Source organism: Paracoccus sp. BR5-17, assembly GCF_055693925.1.
Map to the genome: position 1 here is coordinate 1 of NZ_JBVFUV010000002.1, position 17,251 is coordinate 17,251.

General features: G+C 67.6%; 16 protein-coding genes and 1 pseudogene. 6 read left to right on the plus strand and 11 right to left on the minus strand.

Annotated features, from left to right (window positions below):
- From ACZ1HC_RS00160 to ACZ1HC_RS00180, 5 genes and pseudogenes are all read right to left on the minus strand, one after another.
- Nucleotides 1-446: ATP-binding cassette domain-containing protein (locus tag ACZ1HC_RS00160; protein WP_472698209.1), on the minus strand; the 446-nt coding region annotated here is incomplete at its 3' end.
- Nucleotides 443-1,283: pseudogene (locus ACZ1HC_RS00165) on the minus strand (ABC transporter ATP-binding protein). The pseudogene ACZ1HC_RS00165 and the gene ACZ1HC_RS00160, both read right to left, overlap by 4 nt.
- A 4-nt stretch (nucleotides 1,284-1,287) precedes the next feature.
- Nucleotides 1,288-2,187, minus strand: a complete 900-nt coding sequence (locus ACZ1HC_RS00170) for an ABC transporter permease subunit (RefSeq protein ID WP_472698210.1) — start codon at nucleotides 2,185-2,187, stop codon at nucleotides 1,288-1,290.
- Nucleotides 2,184-3,191: an ABC transporter permease subunit gene (locus ACZ1HC_RS00175; RefSeq protein ID WP_472698211.1), complete on the minus strand. Its 1,008-nt coding sequence runs from the start codon at nucleotides 3,189-3,191 to the stop codon at nucleotides 2,184-2,186. Before ACZ1HC_RS00175 ends, ACZ1HC_RS00170 begins: the two co-directional genes overlap by 4 nt.
- 71 nt (nucleotides 3,192-3,262) lie before the next feature.
- On the minus strand, nucleotides 3,263-4,864 hold the full coding sequence (locus ACZ1HC_RS00180) for an ABC transporter substrate-binding protein (protein ID WP_472698212.1): 1,602 nt from the start codon (nucleotides 4,862-4,864) through the stop codon (nucleotides 3,263-3,265).
- A gap of 517 nt (nucleotides 4,865-5,381) precedes the next feature.
- Here ACZ1HC_RS00180 and ACZ1HC_RS00185 point away from each other — a divergent pair.
- Nucleotides 5,382-8,723 carry a M10 family metallopeptidase C-terminal domain-containing protein gene (locus ACZ1HC_RS00185; protein ID WP_472698213.1) on the plus strand — a complete coding sequence of 1,114 codons (3,342 nt, stop codon included), beginning with the start codon at nucleotides 5,382-5,384 and terminating at the stop codon, nucleotides 8,721-8,723.
- Nucleotides 8,724-8,783: 60 nt separating this feature from the next.
- A complete protein-coding gene (locus ACZ1HC_RS00190; RefSeq protein ID WP_472698214.1) occupies nucleotides 8,784-9,182 on the plus strand; it encodes a hypothetical protein in 399 nt (132 codons plus the stop codon).
- Between the two features lie 30 nt (nucleotides 9,183-9,212).
- Here the strand turns inward: ACZ1HC_RS00190 and arsB are convergent, their stop codons facing one another.
- From arsB to ACZ1HC_RS00220, 6 genes are all read right to left on the minus strand, one after another.
- Entirely contained in the window at nucleotides 9,213-10,289 is a 1,077-nt protein-coding gene (gene arsB / locus ACZ1HC_RS00195; protein ID WP_472698215.1) for an ACR3 family arsenite efflux transporter, read from the minus strand.
- 15 nt (nucleotides 10,290-10,304) lie between these two features.
- Complete coding sequence (gene arsC, locus ACZ1HC_RS00200) at nucleotides 10,305-10,730, minus strand: arsenate reductase (glutaredoxin) (protein ID WP_472698216.1); 426 nt, start codon at nucleotides 10,728-10,730, stop codon at nucleotides 10,305-10,307.
- 2 nt (nucleotides 10,731-10,732) lie between these two features.
- A complete protein-coding gene (locus ACZ1HC_RS00205; RefSeq protein WP_472698217.1) occupies nucleotides 10,733-11,092 on the minus strand; it encodes an ArsR/SmtB family transcription factor in 360 nt (119 codons plus the stop codon).
- Between the two features lie 194 nt (nucleotides 11,093-11,286).
- Nucleotides 11,287-12,924, minus strand: a complete 1,638-nt coding sequence (gene groL, locus ACZ1HC_RS00210) for a chaperonin GroEL (protein WP_472698218.1) — start codon at nucleotides 12,922-12,924, stop codon at nucleotides 11,287-11,289.
- Nucleotides 12,925-12,959: 35 nt separating this feature from the next.
- Nucleotides 12,960-13,271, minus strand: coding sequence for a co-chaperone GroES (locus ACZ1HC_RS00215; RefSeq protein ID WP_472698381.1), 312 nt, complete (start codon nucleotides 13,269-13,271; stop codon nucleotides 12,960-12,962).
- A gap of 98 nt (nucleotides 13,272-13,369) precedes the next feature.
- Complete coding sequence (locus ACZ1HC_RS00220) at nucleotides 13,370-13,675, minus strand: hypothetical protein (RefSeq protein ID WP_472698219.1); 306 nt, start codon at nucleotides 13,673-13,675, stop codon at nucleotides 13,370-13,372.
- A 70-nt stretch (nucleotides 13,676-13,745) separates the two neighbouring features.
- Here ACZ1HC_RS00220 and ACZ1HC_RS00225 point away from each other — a divergent pair, with 70 nt between their 5' ends.
- The 4 genes from ACZ1HC_RS00225 to ACZ1HC_RS00240 all read left to right on the plus strand — a co-directional run bounded on the left by ACZ1HC_RS00225 (nucleotide 13,746) and on the right by ACZ1HC_RS00240 (nucleotide 17,243).
- Nucleotides 13,746-14,057: a hypothetical protein gene (locus tag ACZ1HC_RS00225; protein ID WP_472698220.1), complete on the plus strand. Its 312-nt coding sequence runs from the start codon at nucleotides 13,746-13,748 to the stop codon at nucleotides 14,055-14,057.
- Between the two features lie 89 nt (nucleotides 14,058-14,146).
- Complete coding sequence (locus tag ACZ1HC_RS00230; RefSeq protein ID WP_472698221.1) at nucleotides 14,147-14,575, plus strand: MarR family winged helix-turn-helix transcriptional regulator; 429 nt, start codon at nucleotides 14,147-14,149, stop codon at nucleotides 14,573-14,575.
- A complete protein-coding gene (locus ACZ1HC_RS00235) occupies nucleotides 14,572-16,203 on the plus strand; it encodes an efflux MFS transporter permease (RefSeq protein ID WP_472698222.1) in 1,632 nt (543 codons plus the stop codon). The genes ACZ1HC_RS00230 and ACZ1HC_RS00235 overlap by 4 nt, the downstream gene beginning before the upstream one ends.
- The gene (locus ACZ1HC_RS00240) at nucleotides 16,200-17,243 is read left to right on the plus strand and encodes an HlyD family secretion protein (RefSeq protein ID WP_472698223.1); all 1,044 of its coding nucleotides are present in this window, start codon (nucleotides 16,200-16,202) and stop codon (nucleotides 17,241-17,243) included. Before ACZ1HC_RS00235 ends, ACZ1HC_RS00240 begins: the two co-directional genes overlap by 4 nt.
- The last annotated feature ends 8 nt before the right edge of the window (nucleotides 17,244-17,251 follow it).

Below are 17,251 nucleotides of genomic sequence, written 5' to 3' on the forward strand. Positions count from 1 at the left end.
CGGTTGTAGTGTTCGGGCAGCAGGCCGACCTTCTGCAGCATCGCCCGGGCGCGGTCGCGGCGCTCGGCGGCGGGGGTGTCCGTGTTGATGACCAGCGGTTCGGTCAGCACGTCGCCGATCTTCTGGCGCGGGTTCAGGCTGCCATAGGGGTTCTGGAACACCATCTGCACCTTGGAGCGCAGTTCGGGGCCGGGGCGGCGGGCGGCGATGTCCACGCGCTGCCCGTCAAGCAGCAGCTCTCCGCCCGTCGGCGGGTCGATCAGCGCGATGATGCGGGCCAGCGTGGACTTGCCCGACCCCGATTCCCCGACGATGGCCAGGGTCTTGCCCTTCTGCACGCTGAAGTCGATGCCCTTCACCGCGCGCACCGTCCGGGCGCGGCGAAGCATGTTGCCCGGCAGGTGATAGTCGCGGACGATGCCGCGCCCCTCGACGACGGGGGTCATCGGGCGGCCTCGGCGTCGAAGAAGTCGGACACGGTGGGCAGCCGGTCGCCGGTCGCGTGTTCCGGCAGCGCCGACAGCAGCGCGCGGGTATAGGGGCTTTTGGGGTTCTCGAACAGGTCCAGCACGTCGGCCTCCTCCATCTTGCGGCCCTTGTACTGGACCACCACGCGGTCGGCGGTTTCGGCCACCACGCCCATGTCATGGGTGATCAGGATCAGGCCCATGCCGTAATCCTCTTGCAGGGCCATCAGCAGATCCAAGATCTGCTTCTGGATGGTCACGTCGAGCGCGGTCGTGGGTTCGTCCGCGATCAGCAGCCGGGGGTTCGAGGCGATGGCGATGGCGATCATCACCCGCTGGCACTGCCCGCCCGACATCTGGTGGGGATAGGACTTCAGCTTCTCCTCGGGGTCGGGGATGCCGACGGCGCGGAACAGCTCCAGGGCGCGCTGCCGGGCGGCGCGGGCCGACAGGCCCAGGTTCAGGCGCAGGACCTCCTCGATCTGGAAGCCGACGGTGAAGGACGGGTTCATCGAGGCCACGGGTTCCTGGAAGATCATCGTGATCTCGCGCCCGATCAGGCGGCGCCGCTGCGCCTCGGTCATCGCCAGCATGTCCTGGCCATCATAGGTCATCTCATCGGCGGTGACGGTCGCGGTGTCGGGCAGAAGCCCCATCACCGCCAGCATCGACACCGACTTGCCGGACCCGGATCTCGCCGACGATGGCCAGGACCTCGCCCCGGTCCACCGAAAGATCGACCCCGTCCACGGCGGTGAAGCTGCCGGTGGCGGTGGCGAAGCGGACCGTCAGGTTGCGGATGGTCAGCAGGGACATGGCATCAGCTCCGCTTCAGCTTCGGGTCAAGCGCGTCGCGCAAGCCGTCGCCCATCATGTTGATCGCCAGGACCGAGACCAGGATGGCCAGGCCGGGCAGGGTCACCACCCACCAGGCGCGCAGGATGAATTCGCGCGCCTCGGCCAGCATGGTCCCCCATTCCGGCGCGGGCGGCTGCGCGCCCATCCCCAGGAAGCCAAGCGCCGCGGAATCCAGCACCGCCGAGGAAAAGGACAGCGTTGCCTGCACGATCAGCGGCCCCAGGCAGTTGGGCAGGATGGTCCTGAACATCAGCCGCAGGTTGCCCGCCCCCGCCACGCGTGCGGCGACAACGTATTCGCGCTGCATTTCCCCCATCACCGCGGCGCGGGTCAGGCGGGCGAAATGGGGCTGATAGACGATGGCGATGGCGATCATCGCGTTGGTCAGCCCCGGCCCCAGCACGGCCACCAGCACAAGCGCCAGCAGCAGCGACGGAAAGGCCAGGATCACGTCCATCACGCGCATGATGACCGCATCGACCCAGCCGCGGAAGAAGCCCGCGATCAGGCCGATGACGACGCCGCCGACCAGGGCGATCGACACCACGACGATGCCGATGAACAGCGAATAGCGCGCGCCGAAGATCAGCCGCGACAGCATGTCCCGCCCGACCGCGTCGGTGCCCAGCAGGAATTCGGGCCGGCCGCCCTCTTGCCAGACGGGGGGCAGCAGGAAGGCGTCGCGGTATTGCATCGTCGGGTCGTGCGGCGCCAGGAGGGGGGCCAGGACCGCGGTCAGGACCAGCAGGACGAAGATGAACAGCCCGGCCACGGCGCCGCGGTTCTGGCGGAAATAGAACCAGAACTCGGCCAGCATCTGGCGGCGGATCGCGGCTGTGGACAGGGGGGCGGCCTGGGTCATGATGCGCGGATCCTCGGGTTGATGAGGCCATAGGTCAGATCGACCAGCAGGTTCACCGCCATCACCAGCCCGGCGATCAGCAGCAGGCCCGACTGCACCGCCGGATAGTCCCGCCGCGAGATGGAATCGATCATCCACTTGCCGATGCCGGGCCAGCTGAAGATCGTCTCGGTCAGGATGGCCCCGGCGATCAGCACGCCGATCTGCAGGCCGATGGTGGTCACCACCGGGATCATCGCGTTGCGCAGCGCGTGCACGCCGATCACCCGGCGCGACGGCATCCCCTTGGCGCGGGCGGTGCGCACGTAATCCTCGCCCATCACCTCCAGCATGGCCGACCGGGTCTGGCGCGCGATCACCGCCAGCGGGATCGTGGCCAGCACGACCGAGGGCAGGATCAGGTGGCTGAGCGCCGAGGTGAAGGCGCCCTCCTGTCCCGACATCAGGCTGTCGATCAGCATGAAGCCGGTGCCTTCGGGGAAGTAATACATCAGGCTGATGCGGCCCGAGACGGGCGTCCAGCCCAGGATGCCCGAAAAGAAGATGATGAGCAGCAGGCCCCACCAGAAGATCGGCATCGAGAAGCCCACCAGGGCCGCCGTCATCGACACCTGGTCGAACCAGCTGCCGCGCTTGATCGCGGCCAGCACGCCCACCGGCACGCCGATCAGCGTGGCGATGACGATCGCGCAGAGGCCCAGTTCCAGCGTCGCCGGGAACAGCGCCAGGAATTCGTCCAGAACCGGCCGTTTGGTGACCAGCGAATTACCCAGATCGCCCTGCAGAAGGCGTCCCAGGAAGTCGAGATACTGCATCACGATCGGCTGGTCGAAGCCCAGTTGCGCGCTGAGTTCGGCATGGCGTTCCGGGGTGACGCCGCGCTCTCCCGCCATCAGCAGCACAGGATCGCCCGGCAGGATGCGGACGAAGCTGAAGGCGATGATGGTGATGCCCAGGAAGGTGGGGATCAGGTAGAGCAGTCTGGAAAGAAGGAAGCGGACCATGTGCCTTGTCCCTTGGGGAACGCGCGGGTTTTCGGCCCGCGCGTCCGCTTGTCAGACGGTGCGGTGCGGGCCTATTCGGCCAGATCCACGCCTTCGAAGGTGAAGTCGCCCAGCGGGCTCATGACGAAGCCCGTCACCTCGGACCGCATCGGCACGTATTGCGTCGAATGGGCGATGGTCAGCCAGGGCGCCTGGTCCTTGAAGATCACCTGGGCCTGTTCGTAGAGCCGGGTGCGTTCCTCCTGGTCCGCGGTCACCTTGGCCTGCCGCAGCAGGTCCGAGAACTCCTCGTTGCACCAGAAGGCCCGGTTGGCGCCGCCTTCCTGGGCGGCCTCGCACGACAGAAGCACCGACAGGAAGTTGTCGGGATCGCCGTTGTCGCCGGTCCAGCCCAGGATCACCGCGCCGTCGCGGCCGGCCTCCATCGACTTCTGCAGGTATTCGCCCCATTCGTAGGAGACGATCTCGGCATTGACGCCGATCCGGGACAGGTCTTCCTGCATCAGTTCCGCGGTGCGGCGGGCGTTGGGCATGTAGGGCCGCTGGACCGGCATGGCCCAGATGTTCATCGACAGGTCGGTGACGCCTTCCTCCTCCAGCATGGCCTTGGCGGCTTCGGGATCGTAGGGATCGTCCTCGATGGCGTCGTTATAGGACCACATGGTGGGCGGGATCGGGTTCTTGGCGGGTTCGGCGGCGCCCTGGAAGACGGCGTCGATGATGGCCTCCTTGTTGATGGCCATGTTCAGCGCCTTGCGGACCTTCGGATTGTCGAAGGGCGCGACGGTGGTGTTGTAGGCCAGATAGCCCACGTTCAGGCCCGGCTGTTCGTCCATCTTCAGGCTGTCGTCGGCCCGGATCGAATCCAGGTCGGCGGGCGAGGGATAGGGCATCAGGTGGCATTCGCCGGCCTTCAGCTTCTGCAGGCGCACCGAGGGGTCGGGCGTGATCGCGAAGATCAGGTCGTCGATCTTGGGCGCCTCGCCCCAGTAGTCGGCGTTCTTCTGGTAGCGGATCACCGCGTCCTTCTGATAGGCCACGAAGCGGAACGGACCGGTGCCGATGGGGGCGTTGTTCAGGTCCTCCTTGGCGCCCGCCGCGTCCAGCGTGTCGGCGTATTCCTTGGACACGATCGACGCGAAGGGCATGGCGATGTTGGCCAGGAACGGCGCTTCCGGACGGTTCAGGGTGAACTTCACGGTGTAGTCGTCGATCTTCTCGATGGACTTCACCAGGTTCGGCATGTCCATCGAGGTATAGTATTCATAGGTGACGCCGGGAATGTACTGGTGCCAGGGGTGGTTCGGATCGCCCTGCCGCTGGAACGAGAAGATCACGTCGTCGGCATTGAAGTCGCGCGTCGGCGTGAAGCGGTCGTTGGCGTGGAACTTGACGCCCTGGCGCAGCTTGAAGGTGTATTCGGTGCCGTCTTCCGACACTTCCCAGCTTTCGGCCAGGCCCGGCTCGATCTCGGTGGTGCCTTTCTTGAACTCGGTCAGGCGGTTGTAGATCGGATGGCCCGAGGCGTCGAAGGTGGTGCCGGCGGTATAGGGCGAGGGGTCGAAGCCCTCGGGCGAGGCTTCCGAGCAATAGACGAAGGTCTTGGCTTCGACGAAGGCCGTCGTCAGCGCCAGGGCGGAGACGGCCAGAAGTCCCCGGGACAGGTGTTTCATGCGAGTGATTCCTTATCGCTCTCTGTTGATGTCGTGACCGCGTTTCATCCCGAAGGTTCGCGGTGCGTATTTCCCGATCATATACCGGATGGGGCAGGATGCTCCACCGGCAAAGACCGCGACCCTCCGCTCATGGCCGATCGAGGCGCGGGAATCAAGGTCAGCCTCGCTTACCGATGCGGCGGCGCGCAACGTCATCCTGCGGTTGAAGCCTTCTCAGCGGCCGTTTCATGGTTTCGTTCATGGTTCCCTTGCCAAAGATCATGCGCCGAATGATGCCGACCGGGCGGGACCGGCAGGCGGAAAACCGCCCTTGCTTGGACGGGCGGCCGGCACGTTCTTGAAGATAGGCAGAAAATCCACGCCGCACACGCGGCCGTGAATCGTGGACAGGTTGCATCCCCCGGACCATCATCAACTGAAGTGAGAGCCTCGGCCCGCCGGCGCAGCCAGCCGGCGCGGCACCGGGCCGCGCTGCCGGAACCATCAAGAGTTGACCAACAGGGAGAGCCAGACCATGCCGACATCCATCCGCACCGATGAAGAATGGTGGGTCAACGACCAGACCCCGGACAATCCCTATGGCAAGAGCGAGGATTACGAGGCCTTCCTGGACTATCTGGGCGCGCTGAACCGCAGCCTGACCCCCGCCATCGCCGCCGAGCCGCTGCGGATCAACGTCCACGAACTGAACAACCATCCCGACTACAAGGCGGCCGCCGTCGGCGCCTTGACGATGTGGTCTTCGGTCACGCCGCTGCGGTTCGAGGTGGTCGATGACGCCCCCTTCGACCGCAGCACCGACTGGATGCAGGTGGTCAGCCCCGAACTGGGCGAACGCAACGACGGCAGCGCCTTTTCCAGCAACCGCTTCGTCAGCATCGGCCAGCGGTTCCACGACACCGAGCCCGACCTGACCGAGCCGGGCGGCTACGTGTTCGATTCCTTCGTCCACGAGTTCGGCCACGAGTTCGGCCTGAACCATCCCGGCCTTTACAATTACAGCGGTCCGGGCGGGGTGCAGATCAACTATCTGAACAACGCGACCTGGATCTATGACCGCCAGCAATACAGCGTCATGTCCTATTTCGACGGCATCGACGTGGGCGAGGAAAGCCGCTGGTCGGCCGTGACCCCGCTGATGGCGGATGTCGAGGCGGTGATCCGCCGGTTCTTCTCGACGCTGGGGCCTGACGGGGAACGCGTCTATCAGACGATCGAGCTCAACACCGGCGACGACGTTTACGGCTTCAACAGCACCAGCCCCGGCTTCAGGCTGGCCTCGACGGGGCCGCAGCGCGACATCGGCTTCGTCATCCACGACACCGGCGGCAACGACACGATCGACTTCTCGGGCTCGACCGCGGGCACCATCCTGGATCTGCGCGCCGGCCAGTTCTCCAGCGTGAACGGCCACAGCAACAACGTGTCGATCTTTGCCGGCCACAACGCCGACCAGACCGGCTACCGCATCGAGGGCGGCATCGGCAGCCGCTACGCCGACATCCTGATCGGCAACGACGGGGCCAACGTCCTCGACGGGCGCGGCGGCGCCGACCGCATGGCCGGAAACGGCGGCGACGACGTCTATTTCGTGGATTCCGCCAGCGACATCGTGCGCGAGACCGCGGACGGCGGTAACGACACCATCATCGTCCTGGCCGAAGGGCTGACCCTGCGCCCGGTCGCGAATGTCGAGACCATCGTCTATTCCGGCGCGACCCCGGTCGGCCCCGGCCGCGACGACGACGGCCTGCCCGCCGGCAGCGGCGGCACGCCCCTGGCCAGCATCCTGCTGGGCGATCAGGGCAGCAACAGCCTGGACGGCGGCGCCGGCGGCAACACCATCTTCGGCCTTGGCGGCGACGATCTGATCGTCGGCGGGCGGGATTCGCTGGCCAGCCGCGACGTGAACAACACCATCGCGGTGGCGGATCTGGAGGACCAGACCGAAAGCGATGACGGGGCGGACGCGCTTTATGGCGGGAACGGCGACGACACCATCTTCGGCGGCGCCGGGAACGACACCCTGGACGGCGGCAACGGCGACGACCTGATGATGGGCCAGGACGGGGTCGACGTGTTCCGCGGCGGCGCCGGCAGCGACACCGTGGATTTCAGCCGGGAGAGTCCCTTCCAGTTGCTGGTCAACCTGGAAACCAACGTGGCCAGCGGCGGCACGGCGTCAGGCGACACCTTCTACGGCATCGAGAACCTGATCGGGTCCGACGACCGGCTTGACCGCTTCATCGGCACGGCGGCGGCGAACCACTTCCGCGGCCAGGGCGGCGGCGACTATTTCAGCGGCCGGGCCGGCAACGACCTGCTGGATGGCGGCGCTGACGGCGACATCCTGTATGGCGAAGCCGGCAACGACACGCTCATCGGCGGATCGGGGCAGGATTACCTGGACGGCGGCGCGGGAAGCGACACGGTGGTTTACGCCGGCAGTTCGGCGGCGGTCAGGATCGACCTTGCCGCGGGTTCCGCCCGCGGCGGCGACGCCGACGGGCCGGTGCAGATCGTCGGGCGGGGCACCGTCATCCGCCACGACATCCTGGCCGGGCTCGAGAATGCCGAGGGCTCGTTCTACGACGATACCATCATCGGCAACGACGCGGCCAACCGGCTTTCGGGGGGATCAGGCGACGACACCCTGTCCGGCGGCGCAGGCCGCGACACGCTGGCGGGCGGCGCGGGGCGCGACACCGCGGATTATGCCGATGCCTCGGCCGGCGTGCGGGTCGGGCTGGGCCTCGGCGGATCGGAGGGCGACACCTACCTGTCGATCGAGAATGTCTCGGGTTCGGGCTCGGGCGACCGGCTGGACGGGAATTCGGGCGCCAACCTGCTGATCGGGCAGGGCGGCGACGACGACCTGCAGGGCGCGCGCGGCGACGACACGCTGCTGGGCGACTTCGCCGACCAGGGCCAGGCCGTGCCGCGCCCGGGCCTGGGCAGCGGCTATGCCACGCTGGGGGCGGACGCGACCAACACCTCGGTCGAGACGGCTTTCGACCTGTCTGACAACTTCTCGCTGACCGCGGACCCGGACATCTTCGATTCCACCACCGTCCTGCACACCACGGTCAATGCCACGGGCACCGGCGAGGCTGGCTATTACCGGATCGACCTGGCCGCCGGAACGCTGATCACGATCGACATCGACGGCATCGCCGATCCCAATGTCCATGACAGCTGGGTGAGGCTGCTGGACAGCGAGGGCAACATCGTCGCCGAAAACGACGATGGCGGCGGCGATCCGGGATCGACCAGCAACCGCGATTCCTCGACCGTCTTCACCGTCGCGGAAACCGGCACCTACTACATCGTCGAAGGAAGCTGGTCGCCCGATGCGCCGGGCAACGGCTGGTCCGCCTCGGTTCCCGAGGGCTCGACCTACGAGCTGAACGTGTCGGTCGAATTCCCGCCCGAACCCGTCCAGCCGGGCGTCGCAGGACAGGACAGCCTGCGCGGCGGGGCCGGAGCCGACCTTCTGGACGGGGGCCTGAGCGCGGATGTGCTGATCGGCGGCGCGGGCGAGGACAGCTTCCGCTTTTCCACCGCCCTGGGCGACGGCGCCATCGACCGGATCCGCGACTTCGACGTGGCCGACGACCTGATCCTTCTGGCCCGGGACGTGTTCGACGCGATCGGCGATCTGGGGGCGCTGGCCTTCGGAACCTTCCGCAGCAGTTCGACCGGCAGCGCACTGGATGCGGACGACCGCATCCTCTATGACAGCGACGACGGTCTGCTGTCCTACGACGCGGACGGCTCGGGGCAGGCCGAGGCGGTCAGGTTCGCGCGGCTGGGCGCGGATCTGGACCTGTCGGCCCAGGACTTCTACATCGTCTGAACCAGCGGCATGGGGCGGGATCCGTCGTCCCATGCCGCAAGCGCCTGAAGGGAAACGGGGATGACGCGGCTTGCAGACCGCCGGACGATCCTGCTGGCCGCCGCCGCGGTCGCGGCCGCGGCTGTGGGGCCGGGATGGTCCGGCACGGCGGCGTCGCATCCTGTCGATGTCACCATCGGCTTCGAGGGCGGCGGACCTATTCCCAAGGGGCGGCTGGTCGTCTATCTGGACGCGCCCGCCGACCGGCCCATGACGGAAATCGCCAGGCTGGACAGCGACGGGGGCAGGGGAACGGCAAGGCTTGCCCTTGCCCTGCCCCTGGCCGAGACATCCTCGCCCCGGCAGATCGTGGCCGAGTTGCAGCGCCCGGACGGCTGGCTGCTGGCCCGGGGCAGCACGCAGGTCGAGCCCGGCTCACCGGCCGCCATCACCCTCTACACTGTCCTGTATCAGGAATAGGCCGATGGCGCCGCGCCCGGCCTGCCGGGATCAGGCGCGGGCCTTCTTCAGCGCCACGTCTTCGGAAAACCAGCGGCTGCCAAGCCGCAGGGCGACATTCACCAGCAGGATCAGCACCGGCACCTCGACCAAGGGGCCGATCACGGCGGCGAAGGCCACGGGCGAGGCCAGGCCATAGGCCGCGATGGCCACGGCAATCGCCAGTTCGAAGTTGTTGCCGGCCGCGGTGAAGGCGATGGCGGTGGTGCGGGGATAGTCCCGGGCGATCAGCCGGCCCAGGGCGAAGCTCAGCAGGAACTGGATGGCGAAATACAGCACCAGCGGCACCGCGATCCGCAGCGCATCCAGCGGCAGCGCCACCACGTCGCCGCCCTTGAGGCTGAACATCGCGACGATGGTGAACAGCAGCGCCGCCAGCGTGATCGGGCTGATCCTGGGCAGGAACACGTCCCGATACCAATCGGCCCCCTTGCGCGCGATCAGGACGCGCCGGGTCAGGAACCCCGCCAGGAACGGCAGGCCCAGGTAGATCAGCACGGCCTCGGTGACGGTCCGGAAGCTCACGTCGATGACGCTGCCCTCAAGCCCGAACAGGGGCGGCAGGACGGTCAGGAACAGCCAGGCATAGGTGGAAAAGAACAGGATCTGGAAGATCGAGTTGAAGGCCACCAGCCCCGCGACATACTGGTTGTCGCCGCGCGCAAGCTGGTTCCAGACCAGCACCATGGCGATGCAGCGCGCCAGCCCGATCAGGATCAGCCCGGTCATGTATTCCGGGCTGTCGCGCAGGAAGATCACCGCCAACGCGAACATCAGCACCGGGCCGATGATCCAGTTCTGCACCAGCGACAGCAGCAGCACGCGCTTGTCGGCAAAGACCCGGTGCAGCTCCTCGTAGCGCACCTTCGCCAGCGGCGGATACATCATCAGGATCAGGCCGATGGCGATCGGGATGTTGGTCGAGCCGACCGACATGGCGTTCAGGGCATCCGGCAGGCCGGTGAAGACCGTCCCGAGCGCGATGCCCAAGGCCATCGCCGCAAAGATCCACAGCGTCAGGTATCGGTCGAGGACGGAAAGCCGGCGGGCCGGTCGTGCAGCATTCATGGCGATGTCCCCTGGTCAGGCAGAGCGGGTGCGGTTGCCCTGGGCATCCACGACCTGCTCGCCATCCTCCTTGGTGAAGGCGGCCTGTTGCGGCGGCAGCAGGTCCAGCACCTGCTCGGACGGGCGGCAGAGCCGCACGCCCCGCGGGCTGACCACGATGGGGCGGTTGATCAGGATCGGGTGCGCCATCATCGCGTCGATCAGCGCCGCATCGGACAGGGACGGGTCGTGCAGGCCAAGCTGGTCGTATGGCGTGCCCTTCTGGCGCAGCAGGTCGCGCGGCGCGATGCCCATGCGCGCGATCAGCCGTTCCAGCATGGCGCGCGAGGGCGGGCATTTCAGGTATTCGACGACATGCGGCTCGATCCCGGCGTTGCGGATCATCGCCAGCGTGTTGCGCGAGGTGCCGCAGGCGGGGTTGTGGTAGATGACGACATCCATGGTCAGGCGCTTTCGGTGGGGGCAGGGTGGCAGCCGCCGCCCAGGGCGGCGACGGCAGGGGCGCAGATCTCGGGATGGCCCTGGCAGCAGTCCTGCATCAGGAAGCCCACCAGGCCCGCCAGGGCCGGATAGGCGGCGCTGTAGATGACGAAGCGCCCCTCGCGCCGCGACCGGATCAGCCCGGCATGTTCCAGATGGCTCAGGTGGAAGGACAGCCGCGAGGTGGTGGCCCCGCCAAGGGCCGCGCCGATCGCCCCGGCGGCCATGCCGTCCGGTCCCGCCCGAACCAGCAGCCGCACCACGCGCAGCCGCGTCTCCTGCGCCAGGGCGGCAAGGGCAGTCAGGGCGTGAGGTTCGTCCATCGCATCAACATCTCAAAACCTGTTGATACGATGACGCGGAAGCCTCCGGCTGTCAAGATGTCCCATGGCATGAGCGTAACGCCGTCAAGCCGTTCCCCCCTTCCTTACCGCGCAGGTCTGAAGGGATGGTTAGCGGGCATGGAAAAGGGCGCCTTTCGGGGGCGCCCTTCGGGAGTGTGTGGTGTGGGGGCGGCTTACATCATGCCGCCCATGCCGCCCATGTCGGGCATGCCGCCGGCGGCGGCCTTGGGCTCGGGCTTCTCGGCGATCATCGCCTCGGTGGTGATCAAGAGGCCCGCGACCGAAGCCGCGTCCTCGAGCGCGGTGCGCACCACCTTGGCCGGGTCGATCACGCCGAACTTGAACATGTCGCCGTATTCCTCGGTCTGGGCGTTGAAGCCGAAGGCCTTGTCGCTGGATTCGCGCACCTTGCCCGCGACCACCGCGCCGTCCACGCCGGCGTTCTCGGCGATCTGGCGCATCGGCGCTTCCAGGGCGCGGCGCACGATGGCGATGCCGGCTTCCTGGTCGCTGTTGGCCGCCGTCAGCCCGTCCAGCACCTTGCCGCCCTGCACCAGGGCCACGCCGCCGCCCACGACCACGCCTTCCTGCACGGCCGCGCGGGTGGCGTTCAGCGCGTCGTCCACGCGGTCCTTGCGCTCCTTGACCTCGACCTCGGTCATGCCGCCGACGCGGATGACGGCCACGCCGCCGGCCAGCTTGGCCACCCGCTCCTGCAGCTTCTCGCGGTCGTAGTCCGAGGTGGTCTCCTCGATCTGCTGGCGGATCTGGCTGACGCGGGCCTCGATCTCGGCCTTGTCGCCGGCGCCGTCGACGATGGTGGTGTTGTCCTTGTTGATCGACACCTTCTTGGCGCGGCCCAGCATGTCGATGCCGACATTCTCCAGCTTCATGCCCAGGTCCTCGCTGATGACCTGGCCGCCGGTCAGGATGGCGATGTCCTGCAGCATGGCCTTGCGCCGATCCCCGAAGCCCGGGGCCTTGACGGCGGCGATCTTCAGCCCGCCGCGCAGCTTGTTGACGACCAGCGTGGCCAGGGCCTCGCCCTCGACGTCCTCGGCCACGATCACCAGCGGCTTGCCCGACTGGATCACCGCCTCCAGCAGCGGCACCATCGGCTGCAGCGACGACAGCTTCTTCTCGTGCAGCAGGATGTAGGCGTCCTCGAGCTCGGCCACCATCTTGTCGGGGTTGGTCACGAAATAGGGCGACAGATAGCCGCGGTCGAACTGCATCCCCTCGACCACCTCGACCTCGGTCTCCATGCCCTTGTTTTCCTCGACGGTGATGACACCCTCGTTGCCGACCTTCTGCATCGCGTCGGCGATGAAGCGGCCGATCTGGGCCTCGCCGTTGGCCGAGATGGTGCCCACCTGCGCCACCTCGTCGCTGTCGCTGACCGGGCGGGCGGCGGCCTTGATCGCCTCGACCACCTTCGAGGTCGCCAGGTCGATGCCGCGCTTCAGATCCATCGGGTTCATGCCGGCGGCCACCGCCTTCATGCCTTCCTTGACGATCGCCTGGGCCAGAACCGTGGCGGTGGTGGTGCCGTCGCCGGCCTCGTCATTGGTGCGCGAGGCCACTTCGCGCACCATCTGCGCGCCCATGTTCTCGAACTTGTCGGCCAGCTCGATCTCCTTGGCGACCGAAACCCCGTCCTTGGTGATCCGCGGCGCCCCGAAGGACTTGTCGATCACCACGTTGCGGCCCTTCGGCCCCAGCGTCACCTTCACCGCATCCGCAAGAATGTTCACGCCCCGAAGCATCCGGTCGCGCGCATCCGTGTTGAACTTCACTTCTTTCGCAGCCATTTCGGTTCACTCCTCTCTGAGCGGCAGTCGTCGGATCAGGCGGCCTTCGCGACCGCCGGCGTGTCCAGCACGCCCAGGACGTCGCTTTCCTTCATGATCAGCAGATCCTCGCCATCCAGGCGGATCTCGGTGCCGGACCATTTCCCGAACAGGATGCGGTCCCCAACCCCGACCGCGAGCGGGATCAGCTCGCCCTTGTCATCGCGCAGGCCGGTGCCGACGGCCAGGACTTCGCCCTCCTGCGGCTTTTCCTTGGCGGTGTCGGGGATGATCAGCCCGCCTGCGGTCTTTTCCTGGGCATCGATGCGGCGGACCAGAATGCGGTCTTGGAGTGGACGGAACGTCATATCGTTTTCCTCATGGACAAACAGATCGTCGAGCGGTTCCTCCGCGCCGGCCCCTAAGGCCGGGCGGGGTGCGCGACCCGGCTTCGGCATCGCGCGGCCTATGAATTGGCACAACCGCTGCCGATTTCAAGAGGGTCCTTGCAAGATTGTTGGCACTTGCCCAAGGATGCTGCCAAGGCCATGAAAGACCATGCGAAATTTCGTGATTTCACGCCTGGTCCGGCAGCAAGGGGGCTTGACCTGCGGCGGCGCTGCGGCACAATTTTCCTGATCGGACGACCCGTTTCTGTCACCTTGATGTCGAGGACTTCATGATGGACACCTACCTTTCCGCCGCTCGGGATCTTGTGGTCGAAGGGATGCGCGAAAGCCAGGTCGCGCTGTCGGCGGACCTTGAATTTCACCTGGCCTCGACCCTGGCCCGGTACATGCAGCGGCCCCTTGCCCCCGAACGGCTGACGATCCGGCTGATGGATGCCGCGCAACGAGGGGCCAGGACCGGCAGAATCGCGCCGCATCGGCGACGAATGCCTGATATCCTGCGCGTTCTTCGCGGCCCGGCTGACCCGGCAGGGCGGCACGGTGGTTCATTACGCGGCGGTCGGTCAGACCGCCTACGAGATCGCCGGCATGCCCGAGGTGGCAAGCGGCTTTCCCGACATGCTGGACGTCCTGCACGCCAGCCGCCCGGCGGTCGAGGTCCGGCCCCTGCCGCAGCCGGGGGGCGAGGGCGGCGAAAGGGCCGACCGCAGGATCCTCATCATCTCGCCGCGGCTCGGGCATTGAGGCTGCAAATGATGGAAGACAGCGCCCCAAGCGGGCCTTGACGCGGCGCGGCCCGATCCTTAGCTAGCTAAGCACCCAAGGATCCCCCCATGCCCCATTCGCCCCACTTCTTCGACACCCTGATGCACCTGATGCGGCTTTTGCGGCGCGGCTATGACGCCCGCGCCGAGGCGGTGGGGCTGACGCTGTCGCGTGCCCGGGCGCTGACCGCCCTGTCGCGCATGGACGGGGCGACCCAGGCCGAACTGGCCGCCGCCCTCGACATCGAGGCGCCGACGCTGAAGCGCCAGATCGACGCCCTGGAACGCGCCGGCTTCGTCGAGCGCCGCCCGGCGCCGGGCGACGGGCGCAAGAACGCCCTGTTCCTGACCCCCCGCGGTCGCGACAACGAGATCGTCGAGTTCACCCGCCAGATGCGCGCCGACCTGATCGCCGGGATCCCGCCGGGGGATCTGGAAGTTGCGCAAAGCGTGCTGGATCGCATCGCCGCAAACATCGCCAGGCTGGAGCGCCAATGACCGAAGCATCCCCCGCCTCGACCCCGGCCGCGCCCGCGCCGGTGGTCCACCCGCCGCTGCCGCTGCCCCAGGCCCTGGCCTATATGGGCGCGGCCGTGATGCTGGCGCTGTCCCAGGGCCTGGGGCAGGGCTTCGTGTCGGCCAACATCCCGCAGGTCGCCGGCGATCTGGGCATCACCACCACCCAGGCCAGCTGGCTGATGGCGGCCTACATGATCCCCCGCGCCTCGCTGCCGCTGCTGCTGATCAAGGTCCGCACGCAGTTCGGGCTGCGCCGCTTTGCCGAAATCGGCATCATCGCCTATGTGGTGGTGGCGATCGCCTCGGTCTGGATCACCGACTTCAGATCCGCGGTGGTGCTTCAGGCGCTGTCGGGGGCGGCGGCGGCGCCGATGTCCACGCTGGGCTTCATGTACATGCTGGAGCCGCTGTCCCAGCAGTGGAAGATGCGCCTTGGCCTGCCGCTGGCGATGGCGGTGATGATGTCGGGGCCGACCTTGGCGCGCGTCGTCTCGCCCGCGCTGATCGGCGACGGCGGGCTGACGGGCATCCACCTGACCGCGCTTGGCATGGCGATGGTGTCGCTGATGCTGGTCTTTCGGCTGCCGCTGCGCCCGGTGCCGCGCATGAAGGTCATCCAGTCGCTGGACTTCCTCAGCTTCCTGCTGATCGGCTTCGGCTTCGGGGGGCTGACCATCGGCTTCGTGATGGGGCCGATCCACTACTGGACCGACATGCCTTGGATCGGGATCCTGCTGGCGGCCTCGGTCGCGTCGCTGGCGCTTGCGGTGGTGGTGGAGCTGAACCGCCAGGCGCCGATCCTGGACATCCGCTGGCTGGCCAGCCCGGCGATGCTGCATCTGACCGCGACGCTGTTCCTGTTCCGGCTGGTCCTGTCGGAACAGAGCGCGGGCGCCCCGCGGATGTTCCAGACGCTGGGACTTGCGCCCTCGCAGATGACGGGGCTGTTCGCGATCATCGTCGGCGCAAGCCTGCTGGGGGGGCTGGCCTGCATCGCCTGGATGCGGGCCGACCGCGTGCCTGTCCTGCACCTGATCGCGCTGCTGCTGATCGCCACGGGCGCGCTGATGGACGCGCAGTCCACAGTCGCCACCCGCCCCGAGCAGATGATCGTAAGCCAGTCGCTGATCGCCTTCGCGGGGATGCTGTTCCTGCCGCCGGCGATGCTGGCGGGCCTGCTGTCGGCGCTTGCGCGGGGGCCGCAATACCTGCTGTCCTTCGTGATCGTGTTCATCTCGACCCAGTCGCTGGGCGGGGTGCTGGGGTCGGGGCTGTTCACGACCTTCATCAACTACCGCCAGGCGGCCCATTACGCGGCCCTTGTCGAACAGTTCGCGGCCGGCGACGGGCCGACGGCGCAGGCCCTTGCGGAGCGCGCCTCGGCGCTTGCCACGCAGCTTCCCGACGCCGCCTCCCGCACCGCCCAGGCCGCCGCGCAGATCGCGCAGGAAGCCACCGCCCAGGCCAGCGTCATGGCCTATAACGACGCCTATTTTCTGACCGCCCTGATCGCCCTTGCCGCTGCCGTTGCCCTGGTCCTGCACATGCTGCGCGACCGGCTGGCGCAGCGCTTCGCGCCTCAGGCAGAACCGGATGTGAACGCATGAAGAAAGAGAACCTGCTGCCGACCGCAATCGCCGTGGTGATCGGGATCGCGGGCGTGCTGCTGCTGCTGTACGCCTGGCACCTGCCGCCCTTCCAGCCGGCCGAACCCACGACCGAGAACGCCTATGTGCGCGGCAAGGTCACCTCGATCGCGCCCCAGGTCGCGGGCTACGTGGCGGCGGTGGAAGCCACCGACTTCCAGGAGGTCGAGGCCGGCGACGTGATCGCCCGCATCGACGACCGCATCGCGCGCCAGAAGCTGGCCCAGGCCGAGGCGCAACTGGCCGCGGCCCGCGCCGCGATGGAGGTCGCCACCCAGGACGTCGCCTCGGCCGAGGCGGTGCTGCGGGCCGACGAGGCGGGCGTCGAGGCCGCGCGATCGGCTCTGACGACGGCCCGGACCAACTGGAACCGGGCGGAAGAACTGCGCACGCGCGGCGTGGCCTCGCAGTCGGCGGCCGAACAGTCCGAACTGTCGCTGCAACAGGCCGAGGCGGCGGTCACCCAGGCCGAGGCCCAGGTCGATGTGCAGCGGGAATCGGTGAAGTCGGCGCGCGTGGCCCTGCAGTCGCGCCAGGCCGACATTTCCGCCGCCCAGGCTGCGGTCGAACTGGCCCGGATCGAGCTGGACAACACCGTGATCCGGGCGCCGGCCAAGGGGCAGCTGGGGCAGATCGGGGTCCGGGTCGGCCAGTACGTGACGCCGGGAAGCGCGCTCGTCTCGCATGTGGGCACGGACACTTGGGTGATCGCGAACTTCAAGGAAACCAGCCTGACCGGCCTGCGCGAGGGCGAGATCGTGCATTTCACCGTCGATGCCATCCCCGACGTGGACTTCACCGGGCGGGTGGAATCCTTCTCGCCTGCGACGGCGTCGGAATACAGCCTGCTGGCGCCCACCAACGCCACCGGGAACTTCACCAAGATCGCGCAGCGCCTGCCCGTGCGCATCGCCATAGACCGCACCCAGCCCCGGACCGAGGATCTGCGGCCCGGCATGTCGGTGGTGGTCCATGTCGATACCGACAGCGCGCCCGGCTGATGCGCGCC

Bases quoted from the DNA above. Each gene is read 5' to 3' on its own strand.
- ACZ1HC_RS00170 (WP_472698210.1), bottom strand. From the start codon at position 2,187: ATGACCCAGGCCGCCCCCCTGTCCACAGCCGCGATCCGCCGCCAGATG.
- ACZ1HC_RS00175 (WP_472698211.1), bottom strand. From the start codon at position 3,191: ATGGTCCGCTTCCTTCTTTCCAGACTGCTCTACCTGATCCCCACCTTC.
- ACZ1HC_RS00180 (WP_472698212.1), bottom strand. From the start codon at position 4,864: ATGAAACACCTGTCCCGGGGACTTCTGGCCGTCTCCGCCCTGGCGCTG.
- ACZ1HC_RS00185 (WP_472698213.1), top strand. From the start codon at position 5,382: ATGCCGACATCCATCCGCACCGATGAAGAATGGTGGGTCAACGACCAG.
- ACZ1HC_RS00190 (WP_472698214.1), top strand. From the start codon at position 8,784: ATGACGCGGCTTGCAGACCGCCGGACGATCCTGCTGGCCGCCGCCGCG.
- arsB (WP_472698215.1), bottom strand. From the start codon at position 10,289: ATGAATGCTGCACGACCGGCCCGCCGGCTTTCCGTCCTCGACCGATAC.
- arsC (WP_472698216.1), bottom strand. From the start codon at position 10,730: ATGGATGTCGTCATCTACCACAACCCCGCCTGCGGCACCTCGCGCAAC.
- ACZ1HC_RS00205 (WP_472698217.1), bottom strand. From the start codon at position 11,092: ATGGACGAACCTCACGCCCTGACTGCCCTTGCCGCCCTGGCGCAGGAG.
- groL (WP_472698218.1), bottom strand. From the start codon at position 12,924: ATGGCTGCGAAAGAAGTGAAGTTCAACACGGATGCGCGCGACCGGATG.
- ACZ1HC_RS00215 (WP_472698381.1), bottom strand. From the start codon at position 13,271: ATGACGTTCCGTCCACTCCAAGACCGCATTCTGGTCCGCCGCATCGAT.
- ACZ1HC_RS00225 (WP_472698220.1), top strand. From the start codon at position 13,746: ATGCCGCGCAACGAGGGGCCAGGACCGGCAGAATCGCGCCGCATCGGC.
- ACZ1HC_RS00230 (WP_472698221.1), top strand. From the start codon at position 14,147: ATGCCCCATTCGCCCCACTTCTTCGACACCCTGATGCACCTGATGCGG.
- ACZ1HC_RS00235 (WP_472698222.1), top strand. From the start codon at position 14,572: ATGACCGAAGCATCCCCCGCCTCGACCCCGGCCGCGCCCGCGCCGGTG.
- ACZ1HC_RS00240 (WP_472698223.1), top strand. From the start codon at position 16,200: ATGAAGAAAGAGAACCTGCTGCCGACCGCAATCGCCGTGGTGATCGGG.